General features: G+C 56.3%; 19 protein-coding genes. 6 read left to right on the top strand and 13 right to left on the bottom strand.

Going from position 1 to position 22,190, the window contains the following annotated elements; translation table 11 throughout:
• The first annotated feature begins 101 nt into the window (after nt 1-101).
• Entirely contained in the window at nt 102-1,421 is a 1,320-nt protein-coding gene (locus FYJ35_RS09710) for a class I SAM-dependent rRNA methyltransferase (RefSeq protein WP_154525986.1), read from the top strand.
• Between the two features lie 125 nt (nt 1,422-1,546).
• Here FYJ35_RS09710 and FYJ35_RS09705 read toward each other — a convergent pair whose 3' ends face one another.
• From FYJ35_RS09705 to FYJ35_RS09695, 3 genes are all read right to left on the bottom strand, one after another.
• Nucleotides 1,547-3,040 (bottom strand): glutamate synthase subunit beta, encoded by a 1,494-nt coding sequence (locus tag FYJ35_RS09705; RefSeq protein WP_154525984.1) that lies wholly within the window; start codon nt 3,038-3,040, stop codon nt 1,547-1,549.
• A gap of 93 nt (nt 3,041-3,133) precedes the next feature.
• Nucleotides 3,134-7,687 carry a glutamate synthase large subunit gene (gltB, locus tag FYJ35_RS09700; RefSeq protein WP_154525982.1) on the bottom strand — a complete coding sequence of 1,518 codons (4,554 nt, stop codon included), beginning with the start codon at nt 7,685-7,687 and terminating at the stop codon, nt 3,134-3,136.
• A 166-nt stretch (nt 7,688-7,853) separates the two neighbouring features.
• Nucleotides 7,854-9,185 (bottom strand): aminotransferase class I/II-fold pyridoxal phosphate-dependent enzyme, encoded by a 1,332-nt coding sequence (locus tag FYJ35_RS09695; protein ID WP_154525980.1) that lies wholly within the window; start codon nt 9,183-9,185, stop codon nt 7,854-7,856.
• Nucleotides 9,186-9,523: 338 nt separating this feature from the next.
• Here FYJ35_RS09695 and FYJ35_RS09690 point away from each other — a divergent pair, with 338 nt between their 5' ends.
• Entirely contained in the window at nt 9,524-10,495 is a 972-nt protein-coding gene (locus FYJ35_RS09690) for a C39 family peptidase (RefSeq protein ID WP_154525978.1), read from the top strand.
• Nucleotides 10,496-10,591: 96 nt separating this feature from the next.
• On the opposite strand, the gene rpiB is transcribed toward FYJ35_RS09690, so the two are convergent.
• The 6 genes from rpiB to FYJ35_RS09660 all read right to left on the bottom strand — a co-directional run bounded on the left by rpiB (nt 10,592) and on the right by FYJ35_RS09660 (nt 15,991).
• A complete protein-coding gene (gene rpiB / locus FYJ35_RS09685; protein WP_328597076.1) occupies nt 10,592-11,032 on the bottom strand; it encodes a ribose 5-phosphate isomerase B in 441 nt (146 codons plus the stop codon).
• A gap of 90 nt (nt 11,033-11,122) precedes the next feature.
• Nucleotides 11,123-12,064 (bottom strand): transketolase family protein, encoded by a 942-nt coding sequence (locus FYJ35_RS09680; protein ID WP_154525976.1) that lies wholly within the window; start codon nt 12,062-12,064, stop codon nt 11,123-11,125.
• Nucleotides 12,052-12,891, bottom strand: a complete 840-nt coding sequence (locus tag FYJ35_RS09675; RefSeq protein ID WP_154526128.1) for a transketolase — start codon at nt 12,889-12,891, stop codon at nt 12,052-12,054. The genes FYJ35_RS09680 and FYJ35_RS09675 overlap by 13 nt, the downstream gene beginning before the upstream one ends.
• 38 nt (nt 12,892-12,929) lie before the next feature.
• The gene (locus FYJ35_RS09670) at nt 12,930-13,637 is read right to left on the bottom strand and encodes an L-ribulose-5-phosphate 4-epimerase (protein ID WP_154525974.1); all 708 of its coding nucleotides are present in this window, start codon (nt 13,635-13,637) and stop codon (nt 12,930-12,932) included.
• Between the two features lie 305 nt (nt 13,638-13,942).
• Complete coding sequence (locus FYJ35_RS15255; protein WP_154525972.1) at nt 13,943-14,761, bottom strand: DnaJ domain-containing protein; 819 nt, start codon at nt 14,759-14,761, stop codon at nt 13,943-13,945.
• A 66-nt stretch (nt 14,762-14,827) separates the two neighbouring features.
• Nucleotides 14,828-15,991, bottom strand: a complete 1,164-nt coding sequence (locus FYJ35_RS09660) for a S66 family peptidase (RefSeq protein ID WP_154525970.1) — start codon at nt 15,989-15,991, stop codon at nt 14,828-14,830.
• 159 nt (nt 15,992-16,150) lie between these two features.
• On the opposite strand from FYJ35_RS09660, the gene proB reads away from it, so the two are divergent.
• Both proB and FYJ35_RS09650 read left to right on the top strand, forming a co-directional pair.
• Nucleotides 16,151-16,960: a glutamate 5-kinase gene (proB, locus tag FYJ35_RS09655; protein ID WP_154525968.1), complete on the top strand. Its 810-nt coding sequence runs from the start codon at nt 16,151-16,153 to the stop codon at nt 16,958-16,960.
• A gap of 19 nt (nt 16,961-16,979) precedes the next feature.
• On the top strand, nt 16,980-17,981 hold the full coding sequence (locus FYJ35_RS09650) for an alpha/beta fold hydrolase (protein ID WP_154525966.1): 1,002 nt from the start codon (nt 16,980-16,982) through the stop codon (nt 17,979-17,981).
• A gap of 118 nt (nt 17,982-18,099) precedes the next feature.
• On the opposite strand, the gene FYJ35_RS09645 is transcribed toward FYJ35_RS09650, so the two are convergent.
• The 4 genes from FYJ35_RS09645 to FYJ35_RS09630 all read right to left on the bottom strand — a co-directional run bounded on the left by FYJ35_RS09645 (nt 18,100) and on the right by FYJ35_RS09630 (nt 21,435).
• The gene (locus FYJ35_RS09645) at nt 18,100-18,870 is read right to left on the bottom strand and encodes an SIMPL domain-containing protein (RefSeq protein WP_154525964.1); all 771 of its coding nucleotides are present in this window, start codon (nt 18,868-18,870) and stop codon (nt 18,100-18,102) included.
• A 44-nt stretch (nt 18,871-18,914) separates the two neighbouring features.
• Entirely contained in the window at nt 18,915-19,388 is a 474-nt protein-coding gene (gene ilvN, locus FYJ35_RS09640) for an acetolactate synthase small subunit (RefSeq protein WP_154525962.1), read from the bottom strand.
• Nucleotides 19,389-19,400: 12 nt separating this feature from the next.
• Nucleotides 19,401-21,026 carry a biosynthetic-type acetolactate synthase large subunit gene (gene ilvB / locus FYJ35_RS09635; RefSeq protein WP_154525960.1) on the bottom strand — a complete coding sequence of 542 codons (1,626 nt, stop codon included), beginning with the start codon at nt 21,024-21,026 and terminating at the stop codon, nt 19,401-19,403.
• A 199-nt stretch (nt 21,027-21,225) separates the two neighbouring features.
• The gene (locus FYJ35_RS09630) at nt 21,226-21,435 is read right to left on the bottom strand and encodes a FeoB-associated Cys-rich membrane protein (RefSeq protein ID WP_154525958.1); all 210 of its coding nucleotides are present in this window, start codon (nt 21,433-21,435) and stop codon (nt 21,226-21,228) included.
• Between the two features lie 185 nt (nt 21,436-21,620).
• Here FYJ35_RS09630 and FYJ35_RS09625 point away from each other — a divergent pair, with 185 nt between their 5' ends.
• A complete protein-coding gene (locus FYJ35_RS09625) occupies nt 21,621-21,893 on the top strand; it encodes a heavy-metal-associated domain-containing protein (protein WP_235906509.1) in 273 nt (90 codons plus the stop codon).
• A 72-nt stretch (nt 21,894-21,965) separates the two neighbouring features.
• The gene (locus FYJ35_RS09620; protein WP_154525956.1) at nt 21,966-22,187 is read left to right on the top strand and encodes a FeoA family protein; all 222 of its coding nucleotides are present in this window, start codon (nt 21,966-21,968) and stop codon (nt 22,185-22,187) included.
• Nucleotides 22,188-22,190 lie beyond the last annotated feature (3 nt).

The raw sequence follows: 22,190 nt of genomic DNA, 5'->3' as shown, positions 1-22,190 counted from the left end.
GCGAGTGGTGACAGGGCTTATTGACACTCATATCATCACAGCACAAGGAAATCCCGCAGCACAGCCTGCATGTACAGCACTTCCGGAAAGAGAGAATGGATATGACATTGAGCGAATGGTTTGAAACACAGAGCTTCCCTGCGGAGGAGGAGAACCTGGCATCATCTGCCAGTCTCTATCTGAAGAAGGGCGCCGGCCGCAGCCTCAAGTCTGGCGGCGGCTGGATCTACGACAACGAGGTTGACCGCACAGAAGGTTTCTTCGACAACGGAGCGATCCTGAGGGTTCTGGATTTTGATGGTTTTCCACTCGGGTACGGCTTCATCAACACGGCATCCAGAATCCGCGTCCGGATGCTCTCAAGATATGAAAAAAATGGAATCACCCCCGCTTTTCTGAGGCAGCGTGTCCGTGATGCCTGGGCGTACCGCAAGGCCGTCATGGATACGGATTCATGCCGGGTTCTGTTCGGGGAGGCGGATTTCCTGCCGGGCATCACCGTGGACAAGTTCGGGGATGTGCTTGTCGTGGAGTCCCTCGCGCTCGGGACGGAGCCTTACAAAGTGATGATCCTGAACATGCTCGCGGATGCAATGGCCGAAGACGGTATCCGGATCCGAGGCATCTACGAAAGAAGCGACGCCAAGGTACGTCAGCTGGAGGGGCTTCCTCGCACAAAAGGGTTTATCGGACCGGAGTTCGACACGAATGTGCCGATCGTTGAAAATGGCGTCCGGTATCTGGTCGATGTGAAGGACGGACAGAAGACCGGCTTCTTCCTGGATCAGAAGAACAACCGTGCGGCCATCGCCGGAATCGTCCGGCGGCTTCAGATCCCGTCTGTGCTGGACTGCTTTACGCACACCGGCTCATTCGGACTGAACTGCGCCCTGGCGGGCGCCGGGAGTGTTCTGTCTGTGGATGCCTCCGACCTTGCCATCCGCCAGGCGATGGACAACGCCCGGCTCAACGGCCTGTCCCCACGCCTGCTGCAGATGGAAGACTGTATTCCATCCGATCAAAGCGCTCAGACAGGGCTCTGCTATCTGACCGCGGATGTCTTCGACCTTCTGCCGAAGCTTGAGGCGGCAGGCAGGCAGTACGATCTTGTCATTCTCGACCCGCCCGCCTTCACAAAGTCCCGGCAGGTCACAAAGAACGCCGTCAAGGGCTACCGCGAGATTAACCTCCGCGGAATGCGGCTTGTAAAAGACGGCGGGTTCCTCGCGACCTGCTCCTGCTCTCATTTCATGGAGGAGGACCTGTTTCGCAAGACCTTGAAAGAGGCCGCCCACGGCGCCCGCCGCAGGCTCCGCCAGGTTGAGTTCCGCACGCAGGCACCTGATCACCCGATTCTCTGGGGCGATGACGAATCCTATTATTTGAAGTTCCTGATCTTTCAGGTCATAAAAGAACGGTAAATGCCTAAAAAAATGCCGCCGAAGCGCCCGGTTGCCCAGGTCCTTCGGTGGCTGAATTCATGTATGTATTCCGGTCAATCACTCACGCTGCAAAGGCAGCTGTCTCTGCTCAAACGGCGCAGCGATCACTGTACTCTGATGTTCGTATAGCCCATCAGGCTCTTGTCCACGGCCTCGGCGCACTCGCGCCCCTGGCGGATGGCTTTGACGACAAGGGACTGACCGGTATGCATATCGCCGCAGCTGAAGACCTTCTCCACAGAGGTCTGATAGCCGCCTTCCGCCGTCTTCACATTGGAGCGTTCCGTCGTCTCGACGCCAAACGCATCTGTCACATACTTCTCCGGCCCGAGGAAGCCTGCCGCGATTACAAGCACCTCACACGGCAGCTCCTTCTCGCTGCCAGGCACCTCTGTCATCTTCCGTCTGCCGGTCTGCGGATCCTTCTCGAATCTGAGTCCGACCGTCTTCACCGCGCGCAGATTTCCATCCTTGTCCTTGAGGAATTCCTTGATCGTCGTCTCATAGATCCTCGGGTCATGCCCGAACAGCGCGATTGCCTCCTCCTGGCCGTAGTCGGTCTTGCTGACTTTCGGCCACTCCGGCCACGGATTGTCCGCCGCGCGCTCGTCAGGTGCCTTCGGCATCATCTCGATGGCCGTCACGGACTTGCAGCCATGGCGGATCGCGGTTCCGGTGCAGTCATTTCCCGTATCGCCCCCGCCGACGATCACGACGTTTTTCCCCTTTGTCTCGACATACTTTCCATCCTGGAAATGGGAATCCAGCAGGCTTTTCGTATTCCTCGCGAGGAAATCGACCGCAAAATAGATTCCCTTTGCATCGCGCCCGGGTCCCTTCAGGTCTCTTGCCTGCTTCGCCCCGCAGGCAAGCACGACGGCATCGTACTCCTTCAGAAGGGCCTTCGGCTTGACATCCTTCCCGACATCCATACCGGTCAGGAAGGTGACGCCCTCCTCCTTCATGATGCTGACCTTGCGGTCCACGATCTGCTTCTCCAGCTTCATGTTCGGGATCCCGTACATCAGAAGGCCCCCGATGCGGTCATCGCGCTCATACACCGTCACCTGATGACCTCTGTGATTCAGCATATCCGCGCAGGCAAGCCCTGACGGGCCGGAGCCGATGATCGCCACCTTCTTCCCTGTACGCACCTTCGGCGGCTTCGCAGCGGCGTATCCGTGCTCATAGGCATATTCAATGATCGCATACTCATTGTCCCGCGTTGCGACAGCATCCCCGTGCACACTGCAGGTGCAGGCCTTCTCACAGAGCGCCGGACAAACCCTTGAGGTAAATTCCGGGAAATTGTTGGTCTTGTGCAGGCGGCTGTAGGCCTCCTTCCAGTTTCCATGATAGACCAGATCATTCCACTCCGGGCACAGATTATGCAGCGGGCAGCCGCTCGTCATGCCAGCGAGCGTCATGCCCGACTGACAGAACGGAACACCGCAGTCCATGCATCTGGCGCCCTGTTTCTTCTGCTCCTCGAGGGAGAGATGTTCATGGAACTCATTCCAGTTTTTGATGCGCTCCTTCGGGTCCTCCAAAACCGGATCGACCCTGTCATATTCCAGAAATCCCGTAGGCTTCCCCATCTTCCTGTCCTTTCTTCATGCCCGGATATCCGCCATGCTGCTCAAGCCGTAGCCGCAGCCTGCACTGTTGCACAGGCTGCGTCCTGTACCGATTCACGCACTCTGGCTCTGCTTCATGTAGAATGCTTCCGACTGCGCCTGCTCCGGCGACAGTCCTCTCTCCTCCGCCTTCGCGATCAGTCCCAGCATCTGCTCGTAATCGTGCGGGATGATCTTCTTGAACTTCGGAAGATAGTCCTCAAAATGCTCCAGAATCTCTTTGCCCTTCACGGATCCCGTGACACGCACATGCTCCTCAAGCATTTCCTTCATATCCATGACATCGTACTTCGAGGTAATCTCCCTGGAGGACACCATGGTCTTGTTGATCTTGGTATACAGATCATTGTCCTCATCGAGCACATAGGCAACACCGCCCGACATGCCGGCTGCAAAGTTCTTGCCGACCGAGCCCAGAATCAGTGCCTTTCCGCCCGTCATATACTCACAGCCATGATCGCCACAGCCCTCGACAACTGCATTGGCCCCGGAATTGCGGACACAGAACCGCTCACCTGCCGTTCCGCAGATATAGGCACTGCCCGAGGTTGCCCCGTACAGAGCGACATTGCCGATGACGATGTTCGTATCCTGGCGGAACCGGGACGACTTCGGCAGATACACCACCAGCTCACCGCCGGAAAGCCCTTTCCCGAAGTAATCGTTGCTGTCGCCCTCCAGCTCCAGCGTCAGCCCCTTCGGGATGAACGCGCCGAAGCTCTGGCCGCCCGCTCCCTCGCAGCGGATGTGGAAGGTGTCATCCGGAAGGGTATTGCCGTACCGCTTTGTGATCTCCGAGCCGAAGATCGTGCCGAATGCCCGGTCTGTGTTGCTGACACTCAGGCTCAGAGAAGCCTTCTCGCCCTTCTCGAGCGCATGACCGAGCTTTTTGAGAAGCACCTTCTCGTCCAGTGTGTTCTCCAGCTTGAAGTCATAGACCTTCTTCGGGTCAAATGTGACGCTCATCTTCCGCGCGTCATACGGATTGTTCAGGATCGCAGACAGATCGACCTTCTGCCACTGCTCCGGCAGATTGTCGCGCACCTTGAGCAGATCTGATCTGCCGACCAGCTCGTCCACTGTCCGGACGCCCAGCTTCGACATATATTCGCGAAGCTCCTCCGCGACGAACAGCATGAAGTTTTCAATGTACTCCGGCTTCCCGCAGAATCTCTTGCGCAGCTCCGGGTTCTGGGTGGCGACACCCATCGGGCAGGTGTCCTTGTTGCAGACACGCATCATGACACAGCCCATCGAGACCAGCACAGCCGTCGCAAAACCGAACTCCTCCGCGCCGAGAATCGCCGCGATCGCGACATCCCGCCCGGTCATCAGCTTGCCGTCCGTCTCCAGCCTCACCCTCGAGCGGAGGCCGTTCTGAATCAGCGTCTGGTGCGTCTCCGCAAGTCCCAGCTCCCACGGCAGACCTGCATTGTGGATCGAGCTTCTCGGCGCTGCTCCGGACCCACCATCATATCCGGATATGAGGATGACCTGCGCACCTGCCTTTGCAACGCCTGCCGCAACGGTGCCGACACCTGCCTCAGAGACCAGCTTCACATTGATGTCGGCTGCCCGGTTGGCATTTTTCAGGTCGTAGATCAGCTGCGCCAGATCCTCAATCGAGTAGATGTCATGGTGCGGCGGCGGGGAGATCAGTGACACTCCCGGCGTCGAATGGCGAACCTTCGCCACCCACGGATAGACCTTCGCTCCCGGAAGGTGGCCGCCCTCGCCCGGCTTGGCCCCCTGCGCCATCTTGATCTGAATCTCCTTTGCGCTCATCAGATACTCGCTCGTCACGCCAAAGCGTCCGGACGCGACCTGCTTGATCGCCGAGTTGCGGTCGATGCCATCCTTCCCGACATGGAACCGGGAGGAATCCTCGCCGCCCTCTCCGGTGTTTGACTTGCCATGCAGATGGTTCATCGCGATGGCCATGGTCTCATGGGCTTCCTCGGAAATGGCTCCGAAGGACATCGCTCCTGTCTTGAAGCGCTTCACGATCTCCGATGCCGGCTCAACCTCCTCGATCGGAACCGGCTTTTTTGCATAATTGAAGTCCATCAGCCCTCTCAGCGTCTTGACGGAATCCTCGTCCTCAACCAGGTCTGAGTAGGTCTTGAACATCTTGTAATCGCCGTTCCTCGTCGCCATCTGGAGGGCGTGGATCGTCGCCGGATTGTAGAGGTGGTCATCTCCGCCGGAACGCATCTGGTGATGTCCAGGGGAGTTCAATGTCTCATCTGTCTCCACCTCAAGCGGGTCGAAAACGGCGGAATGCAGGTCATCAACAGACTTCTCGATATCCTTCAATGTGATGCCGCCGACTCTGCAGACAACACCCGGGAAATACGTGTCGATGACATTCTTGTCGATGCCGATCGCTTCGAAGATCTTCGATCCGGAATAGGACTGAATCGTGCTGATCCCCATTTTCGAGGCAATTTTGACGATGCCGTCCCGTACAGCGCGGTCATAGTCATCGACCGCCGCGTACGGATCCTTGTCGAGCATGTGGTTCTCGACCAGCTCCCAGACTGTCTCCTGAGCCAGGTACGGATTGACCGCTGTCGCGCCGAAGCCGAGAAGCGCCGCGAAATGATGCACCTCCCTGGGCTCCGCGCTTTCCAGAACCAGCGACACGCTCGTCCGCTTCTTGGTCACAACCAGGTGATGGTTGACCGCGGCCACAGCCAGAAGCGACGGGATCGCGACATGCGTCTCATCGACACCGCGGTCGGAAAGGATCAGGATGTTGGCGTTCTCCTTGAATGCGCGGTCGACGTCGATGTACATGCGCTCGATCGCCTTCTCAAGGCTGGTATTCTTGTAGTAAATCATCGGGATCACTTCAACCTTGAAGCCCGGACGCTTCATGTTCCGGATCTTCATCAGATCGGTGTCCGTCAGAATCGGATTGTCCACCTTCAGCATCTCGCAGTTTTCCGGCTTCTCCTCGAGGAGGTTGCCGGACTTGCCCAGATAGACGGTTGTCGATGTGACAATCTTCTCGCGGATCGCGTCGATCGGCGGATTGGTAACCTGTGCAAAGAGCTGCTTGAAGTAGTCAAACAGGGGGTGATACGTCTTGGCCAGCACCGGCAGCGGCGTATCCACACCCATCGCATCAATCGGCTCATTTCCGGTCAGGGCCATCGGCAGGATGGAGGTCTTGACCTCCTCATAGGTGTAACCGAAGGCCTTCTGCATCTTCTGCAGCATGTCCTCCCCGTACCGCGGCACTCTCTGATTCGGAATCCTCAGATCCTTCAGGCTGACCATATGGGAATCGATCCACTCGCCGTACGGCTGCGCACAGGCATAGTGCTTTTTCAGCTCGTCATCGTCGATCACACGTCCCTCTATGGTGTCAACCAGCAGCATCTTGCCCGGATGGAGACGTTCCTTGACCACGATCTTTTCCGGCGGAATCGGCAGCACGCCGACCTCCGAGGAGAGAATCAGGGTATCGTCATCCGTGATCAGATAGCGGGACGGACGCAGGCCGTTCCGGTCGAGTACAGCGCCCATCATATCGCCATCTGTAAATATAATGGAGGCCGGGCCATCCCACGGCTCCATCATCGTTGCGTAGTACTGATAAAAGTCCTTCCGCCTCTGGCTCATCGCGCTGTTGTTGTCCCAGGGCTCCGGGATCGTGATCATGACAGCCAGCGGAAGCGGCATTCCGCTCATGACCAGGAATTCCAGCGTGTTGTCCAGCATTGCGGAGTCCGAACCGCCTTCCTTGATCACCGGCAGGACCTTCGCCATCTGGTCTTCGAGGTATGGAGACGCCATATTCTCCTCGCGCGCCTGCATCTTGTCCGCATTTCCCTTGATGGTGTTGATCTCTCCGTTGTGGACTATGAAGCGGTACGGATGCGCCCTCTCCCAGGACGGGTTGGTGTTCGTCGAGAATCTGGAGTGCACGATCGTGATCGCGGACTCAAAATCCTCGTCCTGCAGATCCTTGAAGAACGTGCGCAGCTGTCCGACCAGGAACATACCCTTGTAGACAATGGTTCTGGAGGACAGTGAAAGAACATAGGTTGTCTCCGAGCTCTGCTCGAACAGCCGTCTGACGACATAGAGGCGGCGGTCAAAATCCAGCCCCTTTGCGACGTTCTTCGGCTTCTCGATGAACGCCTGCCAGATATCCGGCATGCAGGAAAGTGCCTTGTGTCCCAGAACCTGCGGACAGATGTCGACCTTTCTCCAGCCCAGGAACTTCAGGCCCTCTTTCTGCGCGATGGTCTCGAACATCTTCTTCGCACGGTTTTCCGCAAACTCATTCTGCGGGAAGAAGAACATGCCGACGCCGTATTCCCTCTCTCCGCCGATGCTGATCCCGAGTTCCGAACAGACTTTCCTGAAGAACTTGTGCGGAATCTGGGTCAAAATCCCGACGCCGTCTCCCGTCTTTCCCTCCGCGTCCTTCCCGGCGCGGTGCTCCAGGTGCTCGACAATGGTCAGGGCATGATTCACGGTCTCGTGGCTCTTTTTCCCCTTGATGTTTACACAGCAGCCGATTCCACAGGCATCATGCTCGAAGCTTGTGTCGTACAGCGGCGACTGCGGCAGATCTTTCCTTACGTCAAACATGCAGATCCTCCCTGTGATGATGCGGGTATGCCCCACATGGGATATTTACAACAAAAAAGGACGCAAAGAAGCCATTGCTGACGCTTCTTTGCGACCTTTTCCGTACTATACACCAATTATTTTTGTTTGTAAACCATTTCCGAAGAATTTATACAAGGGGGAGGGTTCACTGCGCCGCGACAGGCGACGGTGCTTCAGCCCTTCTCTGCTCCAGAATCTTCGTGCACGCAACATACTTTGTCGCCAGGCAGAGCAGCTCGGTTGCCGTCTTCAAATCATTAAGCGGCGGGAAGGACGGCGCGATCCGGATGTTGGCGTCATGCGGATCGACACCGCCCGGATAGGTCGCCCCTGCCGGTGTCAGAACAACGCCTGCCTTCGCGCACTTCCGGACAACCTCCTTCGCGCAGCCGTCCATCGTATCAAAGGAAATGAAATAGCCGCCCTTCGGATTTGTCCACTTCGCGATCCCCAGTCCACCGAGCTCTTCCTCGCAGATCTTCTCAACCATCTCGAACTTCGGACGCAGGATGTCGGCATGCTTTCTCATGTGCTCGACCATCCCGTGGATATCCTTGAAGAACCGGACATGGCGCAGCTGGTTGACCTTGTCGTGTCCGATGGTCTGCACCTTGAGCTGCTGCTTGACGTCCTCCAGATTGTTGAGGGAGGTCGCCATCGCCGCGATGCCCGATCCCGGGAAGCAGACCTTGGAGGTCGACGCAAACTTGTAAACCAGGTCCGGATTGCCCGCCCGCTTGCACTCGGCAAGGATCTCAATCAGATGGTCCTGGTCGTGGTCATACAGATGATGGATGGTGTAGGCATTGTCCCAGTAGATACGGAAGTCCTTCGCCGCAGGCTTCAGGCGCGCAAAGCGACGGACTGTCTCGTCAGAGTAGGAATTTCCGGTCGGGTTGGAATACTTGGGAACACACCAGATTCCCTTGATGGACTCGTCGGAGGACACCAGTTCCTCGACCATATCCATGTCCGGTCCGGTCTCCAGCATCGGCACGCAGACGTTCTCGATTCCAAAGTACTCTGTGATACGGAAATGCCTGTCATACCCCGGCACCACGCAGAGGAACTTGACCTTGTCGAGCTTGCACCATGGGGTGTTGCCCATCACGCCGTGGGAATAGGAGCGGGAAATCTGATCATACATGACGTTCAGGGATGAATTCCCATAGATGATCAGATGATCGTACGGGACCTCCATCATATCGCCCATCAGCTCCAGCGCCTCCGGGATGCCTGTCAAGACGCCATAGTTGCGGCAGTCTGTCCCGTCCTCGCAGCGCAGGTCGCTGTCGGAGCTGAGCACATCCATCATGCCCATGGACAGATCAAGCTGTTCCACACAGGGCTTTCCTCTTGACATATTCAGCTCGAGCCCCAGCCCCTGGATCTTTTTGTACTCAGCCTTGAGTTTTCTTTCCAGTGCCTCCAGTTCCTCGTTGCTCATCTCAGAATACGGTTTCCTGCCTTCACTCATCGCGTCTCTCCAATCTTCTGTGCCTGCGGTCCATTCCCGGTGCTGCAGCCGCCGGGCGGACTTTCCGCAGTGATCTGCCCGGCATACCTATCCAGCAGCCCTTGCGAATTATCATAATCACCGGTTCTTCATTTGTAAACTGGAAATTCGACGATATCGCCGCATTGCAGATGCATCCGTCTATTGTCAGAGATTCCAGCAACGGCGGCTGCCGATCCGAAAGCATGCGTTAATGCGACACGGACAGCCGGCCAACATGCAGGCGGCTGCTTGCCAGAATCCCCGGCGGGCTGTAGACTGAACAAAAGAAAGCAGAAAACAGTTCAGGAGAATCATTCATGAAACAGAGATCAAGATCAGGACATACATTCAGACGCTGCAGCGTGGCCGGATGCGTCTGCCTGCTTGCTGCCTGTGCCAGTCTGGGCCTGGCTTTCCCTGTGCAGGCCTCCGACCAGCTGCTGATCGGTGTCGGCAACTCAAGCGCCGGGGCAGACGGCGCGGAAACCGGCACCGAGGAGGATGGAAGCAGCCTCAGCGACACTTCCCTCGGGAGTGCCGGCTACAACGGCGGTCCGACGATGCTCGGCTCCGGCAGCACGCTCACGGTGGAGAATACGCGGGATGAATATGAGTGGGTCAAGACCAACATGGCCGGCCGGTTCTACCCGTATGTCATCGTCCATGCTGAGGGGAATCCGAACGTGATTCATTTTCTGTATGAGTACGGGCACGATTACAAGTCTCCGGCATCCTTCTACTATACAGACGAAGAAAAGAAGACCTTCACCGATACAGAAAAATCGGGTGCCGCCAGGGTTCCGCTGATCATGCAGTGGGATTACCGCTGGGGCTTTAACTGGTACGGAGGAGGCCCGGCCGGGCTGACGGCCTGCGCCCCGACCTGCATGACGATGATCGGGCTCGGGCTGACCGGGAAGGAGTCCTACACGGTTCCGGCGATGTGTTCCTATGCCGAGGATAAGGGCTACTGGGTAAACGGTCAGGGCACCTCCTGGAGTCTTGTGACCGATGCCTTCCCAAATGACCCGATTACATGCCAGCAGACTTCTGTGGATGAGGGAAGCATCGCGTCGGCTTTGAATGCCGGAAACCCGGTTCTCATCAATGTCGGAGTTGGAAAGTTCTCGGCGGTCGGACATTTCATGGTGCTGACCGGCGTGGACAAGGACGGAAAATTCATCCTGAATGACCCGAACAACCTTGAGAACAGCTCTAAGACCTGGACATGGGCTGATCTTGCTTCCGAGATTCAGGCCGCCTGGACGTACGCGCTTCGTTCCTCCTGAGCATGAAAACCGGCTGCAGGCATCATGATGTGCTGCCTCCAAAGCAGGCAGCACACCAACACGCCGCAGCCGGTTTCTTCTACATCATACAGATCCTCACGCCTCATCCGGCGCGTCGATCATCGCAATCCTTCTCTTGTGACGCTCTCCCTCCGAGAAAGGCGTATTCAGGAAGGTATCTACAATCCTGCAGGCAAGCCCAGCTCCGAGGACTCTTCCGCCCATTGCCAGGATATTCGCGTCATTGTGCTCCCTGGTTGCAGCCGCCGAGAAGCAGTCCGAGCAGAGCGCCGCGCGGATCCCCTTGTAGCGGTTCGCCGTGATGGAGATGCCGATCCCGGTTCCACAGATCAGAATCCCCTTCTCACTCTCACCCGAGAGGATGCTCTTCACAACCTTTTTTGCATAAACCGGATAGTCGGTTGATTTCGTGTCATAGGTTCCGAAATCCTTGTACGCGATTTTCTGTTCGTCCAGATGCTTCTTCACTTCCTGCATCAGCTCAAATCCGCCGTGGTCACACCCAAGCGCTATCACAATTCCGCCTCCTTCAAGCACGCCGCATAGCTGTGGCAGAAGCGTACTGCCTCTGCCACCCTGTGGTCATTCTCTGTTTTCGATGTTCGCTCAGCCAAGAAATGCCTTGACCTGCTCGTACACGCCCTCGCCGTCGAGCTTGTACTTGTGGAGCAGCTCGACAGCCGGCCCGGACTCACCAAACTGGTCATCGACGCCAATCCGCGCAAGCTTCGTCGGCAGCTTCGCCGAAAGAAGCTCCGCAACTGCCCCGCCAAGACCGCCTGCGATAAATGCCTCCTCTGCCGTCACGACCCTTCCTGTCTTCGCCGCGCTCTTCAGAATGATCTCCTCATCGAGCGGCTTGATCGTATGGATATTGATGACCTCGGCGCTCACGCCGTCCTGCGCCAGCCTGTCTGCCGCTTCCAGCGCGGAACCGACCTCCAGCCCGGTTGCGACGATGGTCACATCGCTGCCCTCGCGGAGCAGAACGCCCTTCCCGAGCTCGAACTTGTAATCCGGTCTGTCATTGATCACCGGTACAGCCAGACGGCCGAATCTCAGATAAACCGGTCCCTTGTGTTCATAGGCTGCCTCGACTGCCGCCTTTGCCTCGATGTCATCGCTCGGGACAACAACCGTCATGCCCGGGATCATCCGCATCAGCGCGATGTCCTCCAGGCACTGATGGGTCGCGCCGTCCTCACCGACAGAGATGCCGGCATGGGTTGCGCCGATCTTCACATTCAGGTGCGGATAGCCGATGGAGTTGCGAACCTGCTCAAAGGCACGGCCGGCTGCAAACATGGCAAATGTCGATGCGAACGGCACTTTCCCGGTTGTTGCGATCCCGGCCGCGATTCCCATCATGTCCGCCTCCGCGATGCCACAGTCAATGTGGCGCTCCGGGAAGGCCTTCTTGAAGGTTCCGGTCTTGGTTGCACCTGCGAGGTCAGCATCCAGGACAACGACATCGTCGTGTTTCTTTCCTAGCTCGACAAGCGCGTTGCCGTAGCTCTCTCTCGTTGCAATCTTCTTTACTTCTGGCATAATGCTTCCCCCGCTTTCTCAAGTTCTTCCATACCCTGCGCATACTGCTCATCGTTCGGAGCCTTGCCGTGCCAGCCTACCTGGTTTTCCATGTAGGACACGCCCTTGCCCTTGACCGTCTTCATGATGATCGCGGTCGGCATCCCCTTCGTCTCACGTGCCTCCTTGAATGCTGCACGGAGCTGATCCATGTCATTGCCATCGGCAACATTGATCACATGGAAATTGAAAGCCTCAAACTTCTTGTCGATCGGATACGGAGAGCAGACTTCCGTGATCGGCCCGTCAATCTGGAGATTGTTGTTGTCCACAATGACACAGAGGTTGTCCAGCTTGTGGTCCCCTGCGAACATGGAAGCTTCCCAGACCTGGCCCTCCTCCAGTTCGCCGTCGCCCAGCAGGGTGTAGACCCTGTAGCTGTCCCCGGAAAGCTTTGCGGACAGCGCCATTCCGACAGCCGCCGAGATCCCCTGTCCCAGAGATCCCGAGCTCATGTCAACACCCGGCGTATCCTGCATGCACGGATGACCCTGAAGACGGGATCCGACATGTCTGAGCGTGGAAAGCTCCTCGACCGGGAAATATCCTCTGTGTGCCAGCGCACTGTAGTAACCCGGCGCCGTATGTCCCTTGGACAGGACAAACCGGTCGCGGTCCGGCTTGTCCGGGTGAGCCGGATCGATGTTCATTTCCTCAAAGTAAAGATACGTGAACACATCCGCCGCAGAGAGGGATCCGCCCGGATGACCTGATTTTGCCGCATGTACCGCAGTCAGAATGCCCTTGCGGACCTCGACCGCCATCTTCTGTAACTCCAGCGTTGTCATATTGACTCCTTTCTTCATCTCGATCGGGCTGGTATCCATCAACCCTTCTTTATCTGCCCGTAGTAAGCGTTTTTCCCGTGCTTCCTCAGAAAATGCTTGTCCAGCATATACTGCGGCGCCGGAACGCTGTTTCTGTCAATCAGCTCCGTCCGAACCGCCATCTTCGCGACTTCCTCCAGGACAACCGCATTGTGAACAGCCTCTGCCGCGTCCTTGCCCCAGGTGAACGGGCCATGATGCGCGCAGACGCAGCCCGGAACATACATCGGGTTCTTTCCGCGGAAGGTCTCGATGATGACCTTGCCCTGCTCAATCTCATAGTGCCCCGGCTCCCCGGCGACTTCCTCCGCCGTCATGACTCTGCAGCACGGGATCTCGCCATAGAAATAATCAGCGTGCGTGGTTCCGTATGCCGGAATCGCCCTCTCTGCCTGCGCCCAGGACGTTGCCCACGGAGAATGTGTGTGGACGACACCGCCGATCTCCGGCCACGCCTTGTACAGCTCCAGATGCGTCGGCATATCGACAGACGGTTTGTAATTGCCTTCCACAACCTTTCCGTCCAGATCCACGACCACCATATCTTCCGGTTTCATGGTTTCGTAGGAGACGCCGCTCGGCTTGATGACAAACAGTCCGCTCTCCCGGTCAATCCCGGAAACGTTCCCCCATGTGAAGGTGACAAGTCCGCGCTTTGGCAGCTCCATGTTTGCTTCAAATACCTGCTTTTTCAGTTCCTCCAGCATATACAGCTCCTTTTCCTTTTGCCGGCTCAAGTTGTGCGTACCAATTTGAGAATGTGCACGCTCTTCCGGTCAGTTGACGCAATACAACTTTAAGCCTATTAAACCACAAAAATGGCTGCGGGTACAGAGGAAACTGTCGAAATCACGAAATTCGCCACTTTCAACTGTCCCGCAGCCGCCTGATTGACCGACTGTACAGCTTTTCTGCCGTTCCCACACACGAAACCCGGCATGGGGCACATGGACGGCAGCCAGCTGCCGCTGACATGCACGGCCTTCGCCCTGCGCCGCGTCTGAAAAACCGGTCACACCGTCTGCTCTTCACGCATCTTCTGGAACTCTCTCAGCTTCCGAACCTGCTGCGCGGTCAGATTCGTCGGCACGTCAATCTGCATCACGAGATACAGGTCTCCGCGCTTTGAAGGACTGGTTCTGCTCCTTGCGCCCTTGCCCGGCAGGCGGAACCGTTTGCCGCAGGGTGTCCCTGCCGGAATCCGGAGCATCACATGCTCCGCCTCCGGCGTCGTCACCTTGACCTCGCCGCCAAATACCGCAGTCGTGAACGGAACCTTAATGTTGCCCTCGCGGTCCAGCCTCTCCACGCGCTGCCCGGCATCCTGACTGCCAAAGCCGCCGAAACCGCCCTCCGCGCTTGAGCCGGAGCGGAACCCGCTTCCGGAACCAAAGCCTCCAAATCCACCGAAACCGCTCCGCCTGCCGCCATCGGAACTGAAACCTCCGAAGCCGCTGCCACCGCTGCCGCCGCTGAAGAAATCGCCGAAGATATCTCCGAACATCTCCTTCATGCGGGGATCGTTTGCATTAAAATGAAACTCCTGGTATCCATTGCCGCCATTCCCACTAAAACCGCCAAAGCCCTGGCCGGCAGCACTTTCGTCAAATCCTGCCATTCCGACCTGGTCGTAGATCTGCTTCTTCTTCGGGTCAGACAGAACGCTGTAAGCTTCATTGAGTTCCTTGAACTTTGCCTCCGCCTGTTTGTCTCCCGGGTTTGAATCCGGGTGATATTTCCGTGCAAGCCGGCGGAATGCCTTGCGGATCTCCTCGTCCGAAGCCGTCCTGCTGACGCCAAGGACATCATAGTAATCTCTCTTCTCTGCCATCTGCACTCACCTCTTTTCCCACTTACCGTTATAATCGCAATTGTTAGCACTGTCAATAAGAGAGTGCTAATTTTCTTGATACACCATCGTCCCTCTTCCGCCTTCATAGTCCAGTCGGAGGATCGCTCCGTTGATCATCGTCATGTGCGGAATGGTATGACCAATATCCGCCTCCCAGATCACCGGAATCTGCGGTGACCCAGGCATTTCCTTCTGACCGACTCCGCCGAACGCCCACTCCACCGCTTCATCGTATGTCATACCGGACTCACTTTTTTCAAACAAGGTTCGTCCCAGAAGAACCGCTTTCGTGAAACGGAACCATCCCGCGTATTTCATCTGAAGAAATGTCCGGTACAACATCTCGGCACTCAACGCAAAATTGTCAAAGTACCAGATGATCCCATCCTTCTCTCCGTACCGATCCACGAACAGGGAGGCCCCGTCGTAAGGTGTCCCGATCAAATCCTTTAGGACATCTATGCAGCCACCGATGCACCGGCCTGTTGTGTGAATTGCACCGGTATTCGATTTCCAGACCGTCGGCGTATCAAACTGAATCCTCTCGGCAAGAAACGGCGCGCAGCCAAGATGCTTCTCAGAGGTCTCCTGAACCGGGTTCTCCCCCTTCAGAAAACGCAGATTATCCCGCAGGTACCTGCTCTCATCTGCCAGTCCGGTCTGGTGTTCTGTCCGGATGGCCTGCGGCTGCCGATCATCCTGCCCAGTCCTGCTGTTCCCGGGTGCTGGCTGATCGTCCTGCAGCTGGCAGCCGTCTGACCCAGGCGTACATTGCATACCGGCGCTGTCAGGCAGGTCGTAGCTTCCGGCATTGCAGCCGTAAAGTGTCGCCACATCGCAGATGGTTGTATAGGGAAACAGAAGCCCTGTCGGGTCCGAAGCACCCATCAGCCACTTCGGGTTCCGCTTCATCTGTTCAAAATCTGCATACGGAAGCATCTCATCGAGAAAGTCTCCGCCGGATGCCGCCATCACCATCTTCACTTCAGGATCCGCAAACAGCGTATTCAGTTCATTGCCACGTACCTGTGCGCTTCCTCCCCGGTCGCTGTCAAGCCGCACGGAGGCGGTCTCCTTGATCCGGTAGCCCTCCGCCCGCAGAATCCCCAGCGACCGGTCAAAGCTCTCCAGTTTTCTGCCGATACCTGCCGATGGCGCACAGATCCCGATCAGATCCCCCTTCTTTAGAAATTCCGGATACTTCATCATTCATCTCTCCTGTTCTTCACCGTTATTTCTTCACAATACCACAGTCCTGCCTTGCCGGATACCCATCATCGTTGTAAACTAGGCATGGCAGAAAAATCATACCTTGTCCGGTGCTTGCCGGAGCTTTCAGAAGATTTCAGAATAGAGGTTTCACAGCTTATGAGTCTCGTACAGAATAGAATTGTGGTGAAGGTCGGTACCTCGACCCTCACGAATGACCTGGGGCAGGTCAATCTGCGTTCATTTGACCATCTTGCGCTTGTCTGCTCCGACATCCAGAATATGGGCTATGAGGTTGTTCTTGTCTCCTCCGGCGCGATCGCAGTCGGTGTCAACAAGCTCGGCCTGAAGTCCAAGCCCTCCTCCATGCCGCTCAAGCAGGCCGCTGCCGCAGTCGGGCAGTGCAAAAACATGTTCCTCTATGACAAGTTCTTCGGAGACTATGACAAAACGATTGGTCAGATTCTGCTCAATGCATCCGACATCGAGCAGGAGGAGAAAAAGGAGAATCTGACCAACACCTTCAACACCCTCCTGGAGCTCGGCATCATTCCTGTCGTGAATGAAAATGACTCTGTCAGCTACACTGAAATCGAGTCAAAAGACCGGCTCTTCGGCGACAACGACATGCTCTCCGCTGTGGTCGCTGTGCTGGTCCGGGCAAAGAAGCTTGTCATCTTCTCGGACATCGACGGATTCTATGACAAGGATCCCCGTCTCCATCCGGATGCGAAGCTGATCTCCCGCATCGACACCATCAACGAAGAGGTTCAGAAGCTGGCGGGCGGCGCCGGCTCCAGAAGAGGCACCGGCGGAATGCGGACAAAGCTCGAAGCCGCATCTCTGGCCACTGCAAACGGCATCGACACGATTGTGACAAACGGTAAAAACCCGGAGAACCTGTACGACATTGTACACGGGAAGCCGGTCGGAACCCTGTTCAAGGGGAGTACAGAGATCTTCGTCTGACGAAGAAGAGGAGGCAGCCATGGTTCCGTTTGAAGCAGAAAAATTCGAACCCTACATGAAGACCGTTGTCCGCCCATGGCTCCAGCGCCATGTGGAGGATGGACAGTTTCCGGGCTGGGACGGAAACCTGATTCATTTCTATCGTGCAAAAAATCCTTCTGCGAAGGGCATCATTGTCATGCTCCACGGATTCTGCGGCTTCTTCGGAAAATACCATGAGGTCCTCTACAATTTCTATGAGGAAGGGTATTCCGTCTACTTTCTCGAACTCAGAGGTCACGGCCTGTCCTATCGTCCAGTCAGCAGCCCGTCGATGGTGGATGTCGGCGACTTCGACGAGTATGTCGAAGATCTGAAGAGCTTTCTGGATACCATTGTGATCCCGGACCAGACCGAAAATTCGGAGCTGCCGGACTATACGGGCCTCCCGCTGTTTTTGTACGCCCACTCTATGGGCGGCTGCATCGCCACTCTGTTCCTGGAAAAATACCCGGACATATTTCAGGCTGCTGTGCTTTCATCCCCGATGCTTGACATCAACTTCGGCTCTACGCCTCGCTGGAAGGTCAATCTCACCGCGCTAGGTACAAAGCTGCTCGGATGGAACGACCGCTATGTACCCGGTCAGGGAGACTTTGACGGAAAGCCTTATTTTGAAGAGAGCGGCGCCTCCTGCAGGGAACGCTATGACTACAGCTTCCGGCTCCGGATTGCGCCGGAAAATCAGGACGCCAACACCATGAACGGATCCAGCTGCCGCTGGGCGCGCGCATCGCTCCGTGCCATCCGCAGGCTCCGGAAAGGCATATCATCCCTGACGATGCCCCTGCTGATTCTGCAGGCCGGCAAGGATGCCTATGTTGACAACCAGGCAGAAAACCGCCTCCGGAATGAGGTCAAAAGTGCGCTTCTGATCCGCTTCCCGGAGGCGAAACATGAAATCTTCAATTCAGAGGGGAAGACTCTTGAGAAATACTACAAGGTCATCTTCCGCTTTTTGGACCAGTACGCAGAAGCCTGATCCTATCTGTACCTCAGCCTCTCCCTGCGTGTATCTGGCTCAGACTGTATCTCAGTCCCGTTTATCTGACAGGGCCGAATCTGCGAAGGACGTATCTGACAGGGACAGCTGTGGCCCATCAATATGCCAGCTCGTATGTCACGGAGACCTCCGCCTGGATCTGCAGAGTGCCTGCGCTGAGATCCGGAATGGAGCTGGCATTCTGCACCGCATCTGCCGTTTCATAGGCAGCGCCGATATCGGAGGACTGATATCTGGCTGACAGATCCTGGTATCCTTCTGAGATCGAGACCACCTTCCCGGCAGACGCTCCCTCGGCCTTCGCAAGGACGTCCGCCTTTTTTCTGGCCGCCTTCACGGCTTTCTGGAGCGCCTCCTCGTATTTTTCATCGTACGTTGAGCAGGTATAGACTACCCCCTCCACGTTGTTGACGCCGGCCTTCACGCTTTCTGAGAGGATCTTTCCAGCATCGGCAATCTTCCGGTCGGACACCTGAAGCGTTGTCCGCACCTGATACCCTGTCAGCTTCGGCTGTTTGTTTACATCCAGATTGTCATAATCATACTGAGGAGAAATGCTGTAGCCGGAAGTCTGGATGCTTTTGTCCTCCACGCCCATCCCCTTCAGCGTTGCGATCACCTGATTTACTTTTTCTGTATTCTCCGACTGGGCTGCGTCTGCCTTCTCCCCATTTGTCACAATGCCAAACGTGATCTGTGCCATATCGGGAACTTCCATCACGACCCCGGTTGCCGAGGCACTGACCGTGCGGATTTTTCCGTCAGCTGTCTCTGGCTGGCTCTCCGAGGCAGCCGCCAGTCCCGATCCGGCCAGCACCATGCCTGCCAGTCCCACTGCGGCTGCCGCCGCCCACATTGACTTTTTCATCTGCGCCTCCTTTCCGGGTCATTGCCCCGTCCAGTTTACAGTGCTTACTTTTTCGACATTGCAATCGTTCCGGTTCGCTGCACCTCCAGGATGCCATACGGCTTGCACAGCATCACAAACTCATCCAGTGTCTCCGGCTCCTTCGCCAGTTCGATGATCATATACTTCATCGTCACATGCATAATCTTCGCGCCCATCACACTGCACAGCTCGATCAGAGAAGCCCGGTTCGTCGCCGAGTAGGAAACCTTGATCATCATCATTTCCAGCTCGACTGCCTTGGACTCCTCGAGCCGGCGTACCTTGATGACATCCGGCTTCTTGTTCAGCTGCTTTTCGATCTGGTCAATCGTTCGTTCGTCACCCGTCGATACGATAGTCATGCTGGAGACATCATGCTTGTCCGTCTCCCCGACGGCAAGGCTGTCGATGTTGTATCCTCTCCGGGCAAACAGTCCGGAGATCCCGGACAGGACACCGTCTTTATTCTCCACAAGAACCGAAAATATTCCCTTCATCCCTGTCCGTCCTCACTTTGTATTGTTCGCGCTGTCGATGTTCACAACCATCAGCGCCGCACCGTCCGCCTTCAGGAATGCATCCAGCCTGCCATCCAGTTCCTCATTGCTCCAGGCCTCGAAATACTGCATGTCATAGGCCTTCGCCAGGCTGTCATACCTGGGATAGTCTTCCAACTGTGTACCGAAGTAGTGTCCGTCATAGACCTTCTCCTGGTGTTCCCGCACCAGCCCGAGGTACCGGTTCTTCACGACGATGATCTTCATCGGCAGTTTTGCGACTGCAATGGTTCCCAGCTCATACATGCTCATCTGGAAAGCCCCGTCTCCGCAGACCGTGACGACCTGCCGGTCCGGTGCCGCAAACCTTGCCCCGATGGAAGCCGGGATCGAATAGCCCATGGTTCCCATACCGCCCGTTGTGAGGAACCGCCCCTCCTTCATGATGTAATTGTCAGCAGACCACAGCTGGTTCTGTCCGACATCCGCCACATAGATGGCATCCTTGTCCATCTTGTCAGAGAGGGTCTTGACGAAGGTCATCGGGTTCACCAGCCTGTCGCTGAAAACCCTGTGGTCCACCGTCGTCTTCTTGACCTCCTCCAGCTGCGTGAGCCATCCGCTGGTATCAATCTGAATATCCGCCTCCAGAAGCTGGGCAAAGATATCCTTCGCATCTCCTACAAGCGGCAGCGTCGGTCCCATATTCTTCCCGATCTCCGCCGAGTCAATGTCGATGTGGATGACACTGACCTTCCGCTCCAGCTCGTCCGGCTTCGGAACCGCCCGGTCCGCCACCCGCGCGCCGACGATGATCAGAAGGTCTGAGCCTGCGACCGCCTTGTTCGCATAGGGCTTTCCATTATTCCCCAGCATTCCGAAATACAGCGGATGTTTCTTCGGCATGACGCCGATTCCCATCATCGTGCTGACCATCGGGATCCGGAATTTCTCGCAGAATGAGCGCACCTCCTTCTGTGCCTGTCCCAGGATCACCCCGCCTCCGACGCAGATCAGCGGCTTTTTCGCCTTGTTGATGCTTTCAATCACCTTCTCCATCTGCTGGCGGTTGCCCTTTGTGTTCGGCTTGTATCCCCGGATGTCAACAGACCTCGGATAGGAAAATTCCTTCTTCAGGGTCATCTTCTGAATATCACAGGGGATGTCGATCAGCACCGGACCCTTGCGGCCGGTGTTTGCGATATAGAACGCTTCCTTGAATATCTGCGGAATGTCGTTCACATTCCGGACCAGATAGCTGTACTTGACAAATGATTCTGTCGCGCCTCTCATATCTGCTTCCTGGAACACATCCCGTCCCAGCAGCGTGCTCGCCACCTGTCCGGTGATCGCGATGATCGGGATGCTGTCTGCGTAAGCAGTCGCCAGTGCCGTGATCAGGTTTGTCGCCCCGGGACCGGACGAAGCGACACAGACACCGGGCTTCCCGGAGATCCTGGCATATCCGTTCGCCGCATGTCCCGCCGCCTGCTCCTGCCGGACCAGGATGTGGGTGATTTTATCCTGATTCTCGTACATTGCCTCATAGAACGGGGCAATCGCGACCCCCGGAATCCCGAAGATTGTATCGACGCCCTCCTCCAGAAGACACTGCACCATCGCCTCCGCACCATTCATGGAAAGCTCCTCCTGACTCTGAACATGTTTAACAGACTGAGGCCATTATAGCATGGCGCCGTACAGATTGCGAGACTGGTAAAGCAGGCAAGGCTTCCTGTCCGCGCGAAGGACGCGCTTGAGACAAAGCCCGAAGCAGGTTTTCTCTGGATACGGAAAGCGGCAGGCTTCTGCCGCCTGCCGCTTTCCATCGTCTGCTTTATCCTGGCCGCCTGTCTGCGTGCCTGACTTCATGTTTTACAGACACCTGATGGCTGCAGGAGCAGCCGCCTCCGCACTTTCCGCAGTCTCCGCTGCACCCGTACGGATTTCCCTTTCCGGCTTTCATGCTGCTCAGAATATGCCAGATCAGATAACCGGCATACCCGCCGATCGCTGCAATCAAAATCACATCTACCAAAATTCCCATATTCGAAATCCTTTCTATATAAAACCCGGAACCCAGTGTTGATCATTTCATCCGGTTTCAATATAACACCTGCGGCATTATTTTGGAAGTCCTGTCATACAAAAGTTTTTATCTTCGTATTGTTGACAGATTCAACTTACTTGTGTTAGCATTTGCAGACGAAAAGGAAATAGAAACGCGTTTCCATGAAAGAGGTGAGGGACTTGAATCAGGTCACCATGAAGGTGACTGGAATGCGGTGTGGCATGTGCGAAGCCCACATCTGTGATGTGATCAGAAAGCAGTATCCGGAAGCAAAGGCTGTTCGCGCATCGCATGGAAGTGATCGCGCATCTTTCCGCATAGAAGGGGAAGTTGATCAGGCGAAACTCCGGAACGCAATCGACGAAACCGGCTATCGCTGTGAGTCTGTTTCCGTCGAGCCTTATGAAAAGAAAGGGCTCTTCCACAGACGTTGAACAAGAGAATCCCTCTGCCTTCGAGATGCCATGGCAGGGAGAGCTCCCGCGCCGGGGAGCAGAAAGGAGCATATGATGCCGCTTGCACTATCTCAGACAGGTGACACGGTCGTCATCAAAGAAATCAAAGGCCGCGAGGATGTCCGTCAGCATCTGGTTGAGCTTGGTTTCATCACGGGCGACCAGGTTACCGTCGTGTCCGAACTGGCCGGGAACCTGATTCTTCAGGTCAAAGACAGCCGGATCGCACTGAACAGAGGAACAGCCAGCCACATTCTGGTGGATCCCTGCTGACCA

Source organism: Porcincola intestinalis (genome assembly GCF_009696445.1).
GTDB lineage: Bacteria > Bacillota > Clostridia > Lachnospirales > Lachnospiraceae > Porcincola > Porcincola intestinalis.
The sequence above is the reverse complement of the archived record's forward strand: the minus strand, read 5'-3'. Positions and strand labels throughout refer to the sequence as shown.

Excerpts from the sequence above, each read along its gene's own strand:
- FYJ35_RS09630 (WP_154525958.1), bottom strand. The coding sequence starts at position 21,435 with ATGGGAATTTTGGTAGATGTGATTTTGATTGCAGCGATCGGCGGGTAT.
- FYJ35_RS09650 (WP_154525966.1), top strand. The coding sequence starts at position 16,980 with ATGGTTCCGTTTGAAGCAGAAAAATTCGAACCCTACATGAAGACCGTT.
- FYJ35_RS09645 (WP_154525964.1), bottom strand. The coding sequence starts at position 18,870 with ATGAAAAAGTCAATGTGGGCGGCGGCAGCCGCAGTGGGACTGGCAGGC.
- FYJ35_RS09680 (WP_154525976.1), bottom strand. The coding sequence starts at position 12,064 with ATGCCAGAAGTAAAGAAGATTGCAACGAGAGAGAGCTACGGCAACGCG.
- FYJ35_RS09710 (WP_154525986.1), top strand. The coding sequence starts at position 102 with ATGACATTGAGCGAATGGTTTGAAACACAGAGCTTCCCTGCGGAGGAG.
- FYJ35_RS09620 (WP_154525956.1), top strand. The coding sequence starts at position 21,966 with ATGATGCCGCTTGCACTATCTCAGACAGGTGACACGGTCGTCATCAAA.
- ilvB (WP_154525960.1), bottom strand. The coding sequence starts at position 21,026 with ATGAATGGTGCGGAGGCGATGGTGCAGTGTCTTCTGGAGGAGGGCGTC.
- FYJ35_RS15255 (WP_154525972.1), bottom strand. The coding sequence starts at position 14,761 with ATGGCAGAGAAGAGAGATTACTATGATGTCCTTGGCGTCAGCAGGACG.
- FYJ35_RS09675 (WP_154526128.1), bottom strand. The coding sequence starts at position 12,891 with ATGACAACGCTGGAGTTACAGAAGATGGCGGTCGAGGTCCGCAAGGGC.
- FYJ35_RS09705 (WP_154525984.1), bottom strand. The coding sequence starts at position 3,040 with ATGGGGAAGCCTACGGGATTTCTGGAATATGACAGGGTCGATCCGGTT.
- FYJ35_RS09660 (WP_154525970.1), bottom strand. The coding sequence starts at position 15,991 with ATGATGAAGTATCCGGAATTTCTAAAGAAGGGGGATCTGATCGGGATC.
- FYJ35_RS09625 (WP_235906509.1), top strand. The coding sequence starts at position 21,621 with ATGAAAGAGGTGAGGGACTTGAATCAGGTCACCATGAAGGTGACTGGA.
- FYJ35_RS09690 (WP_154525978.1), top strand. The coding sequence starts at position 9,524 with ATGAAACAGAGATCAAGATCAGGACATACATTCAGACGCTGCAGCGTG.
- proB (WP_154525968.1), top strand. The coding sequence starts at position 16,151 with ATGAGTCTCGTACAGAATAGAATTGTGGTGAAGGTCGGTACCTCGACC.
- FYJ35_RS09670 (WP_154525974.1), bottom strand. The coding sequence starts at position 13,637 with ATGCTGGAGGAACTGAAAAAGCAGGTATTTGAAGCAAACATGGAGCTG.
- FYJ35_RS09695 (WP_154525980.1), bottom strand. The coding sequence starts at position 9,185 with ATGAGTGAAGGCAGGAAACCGTATTCTGAGATGAGCAACGAGGAACTG.
- ilvN (WP_154525962.1), bottom strand. The coding sequence starts at position 19,388 with ATGAAGGGAATATTTTCGGTTCTTGTGGAGAATAAAGACGGTGTCCTG.
- gltB (WP_154525982.1), bottom strand. The coding sequence starts at position 7,687 with ATGTTTGACGTAAGGAAAGATCTGCCGCAGTCGCCGCTGTACGACACA.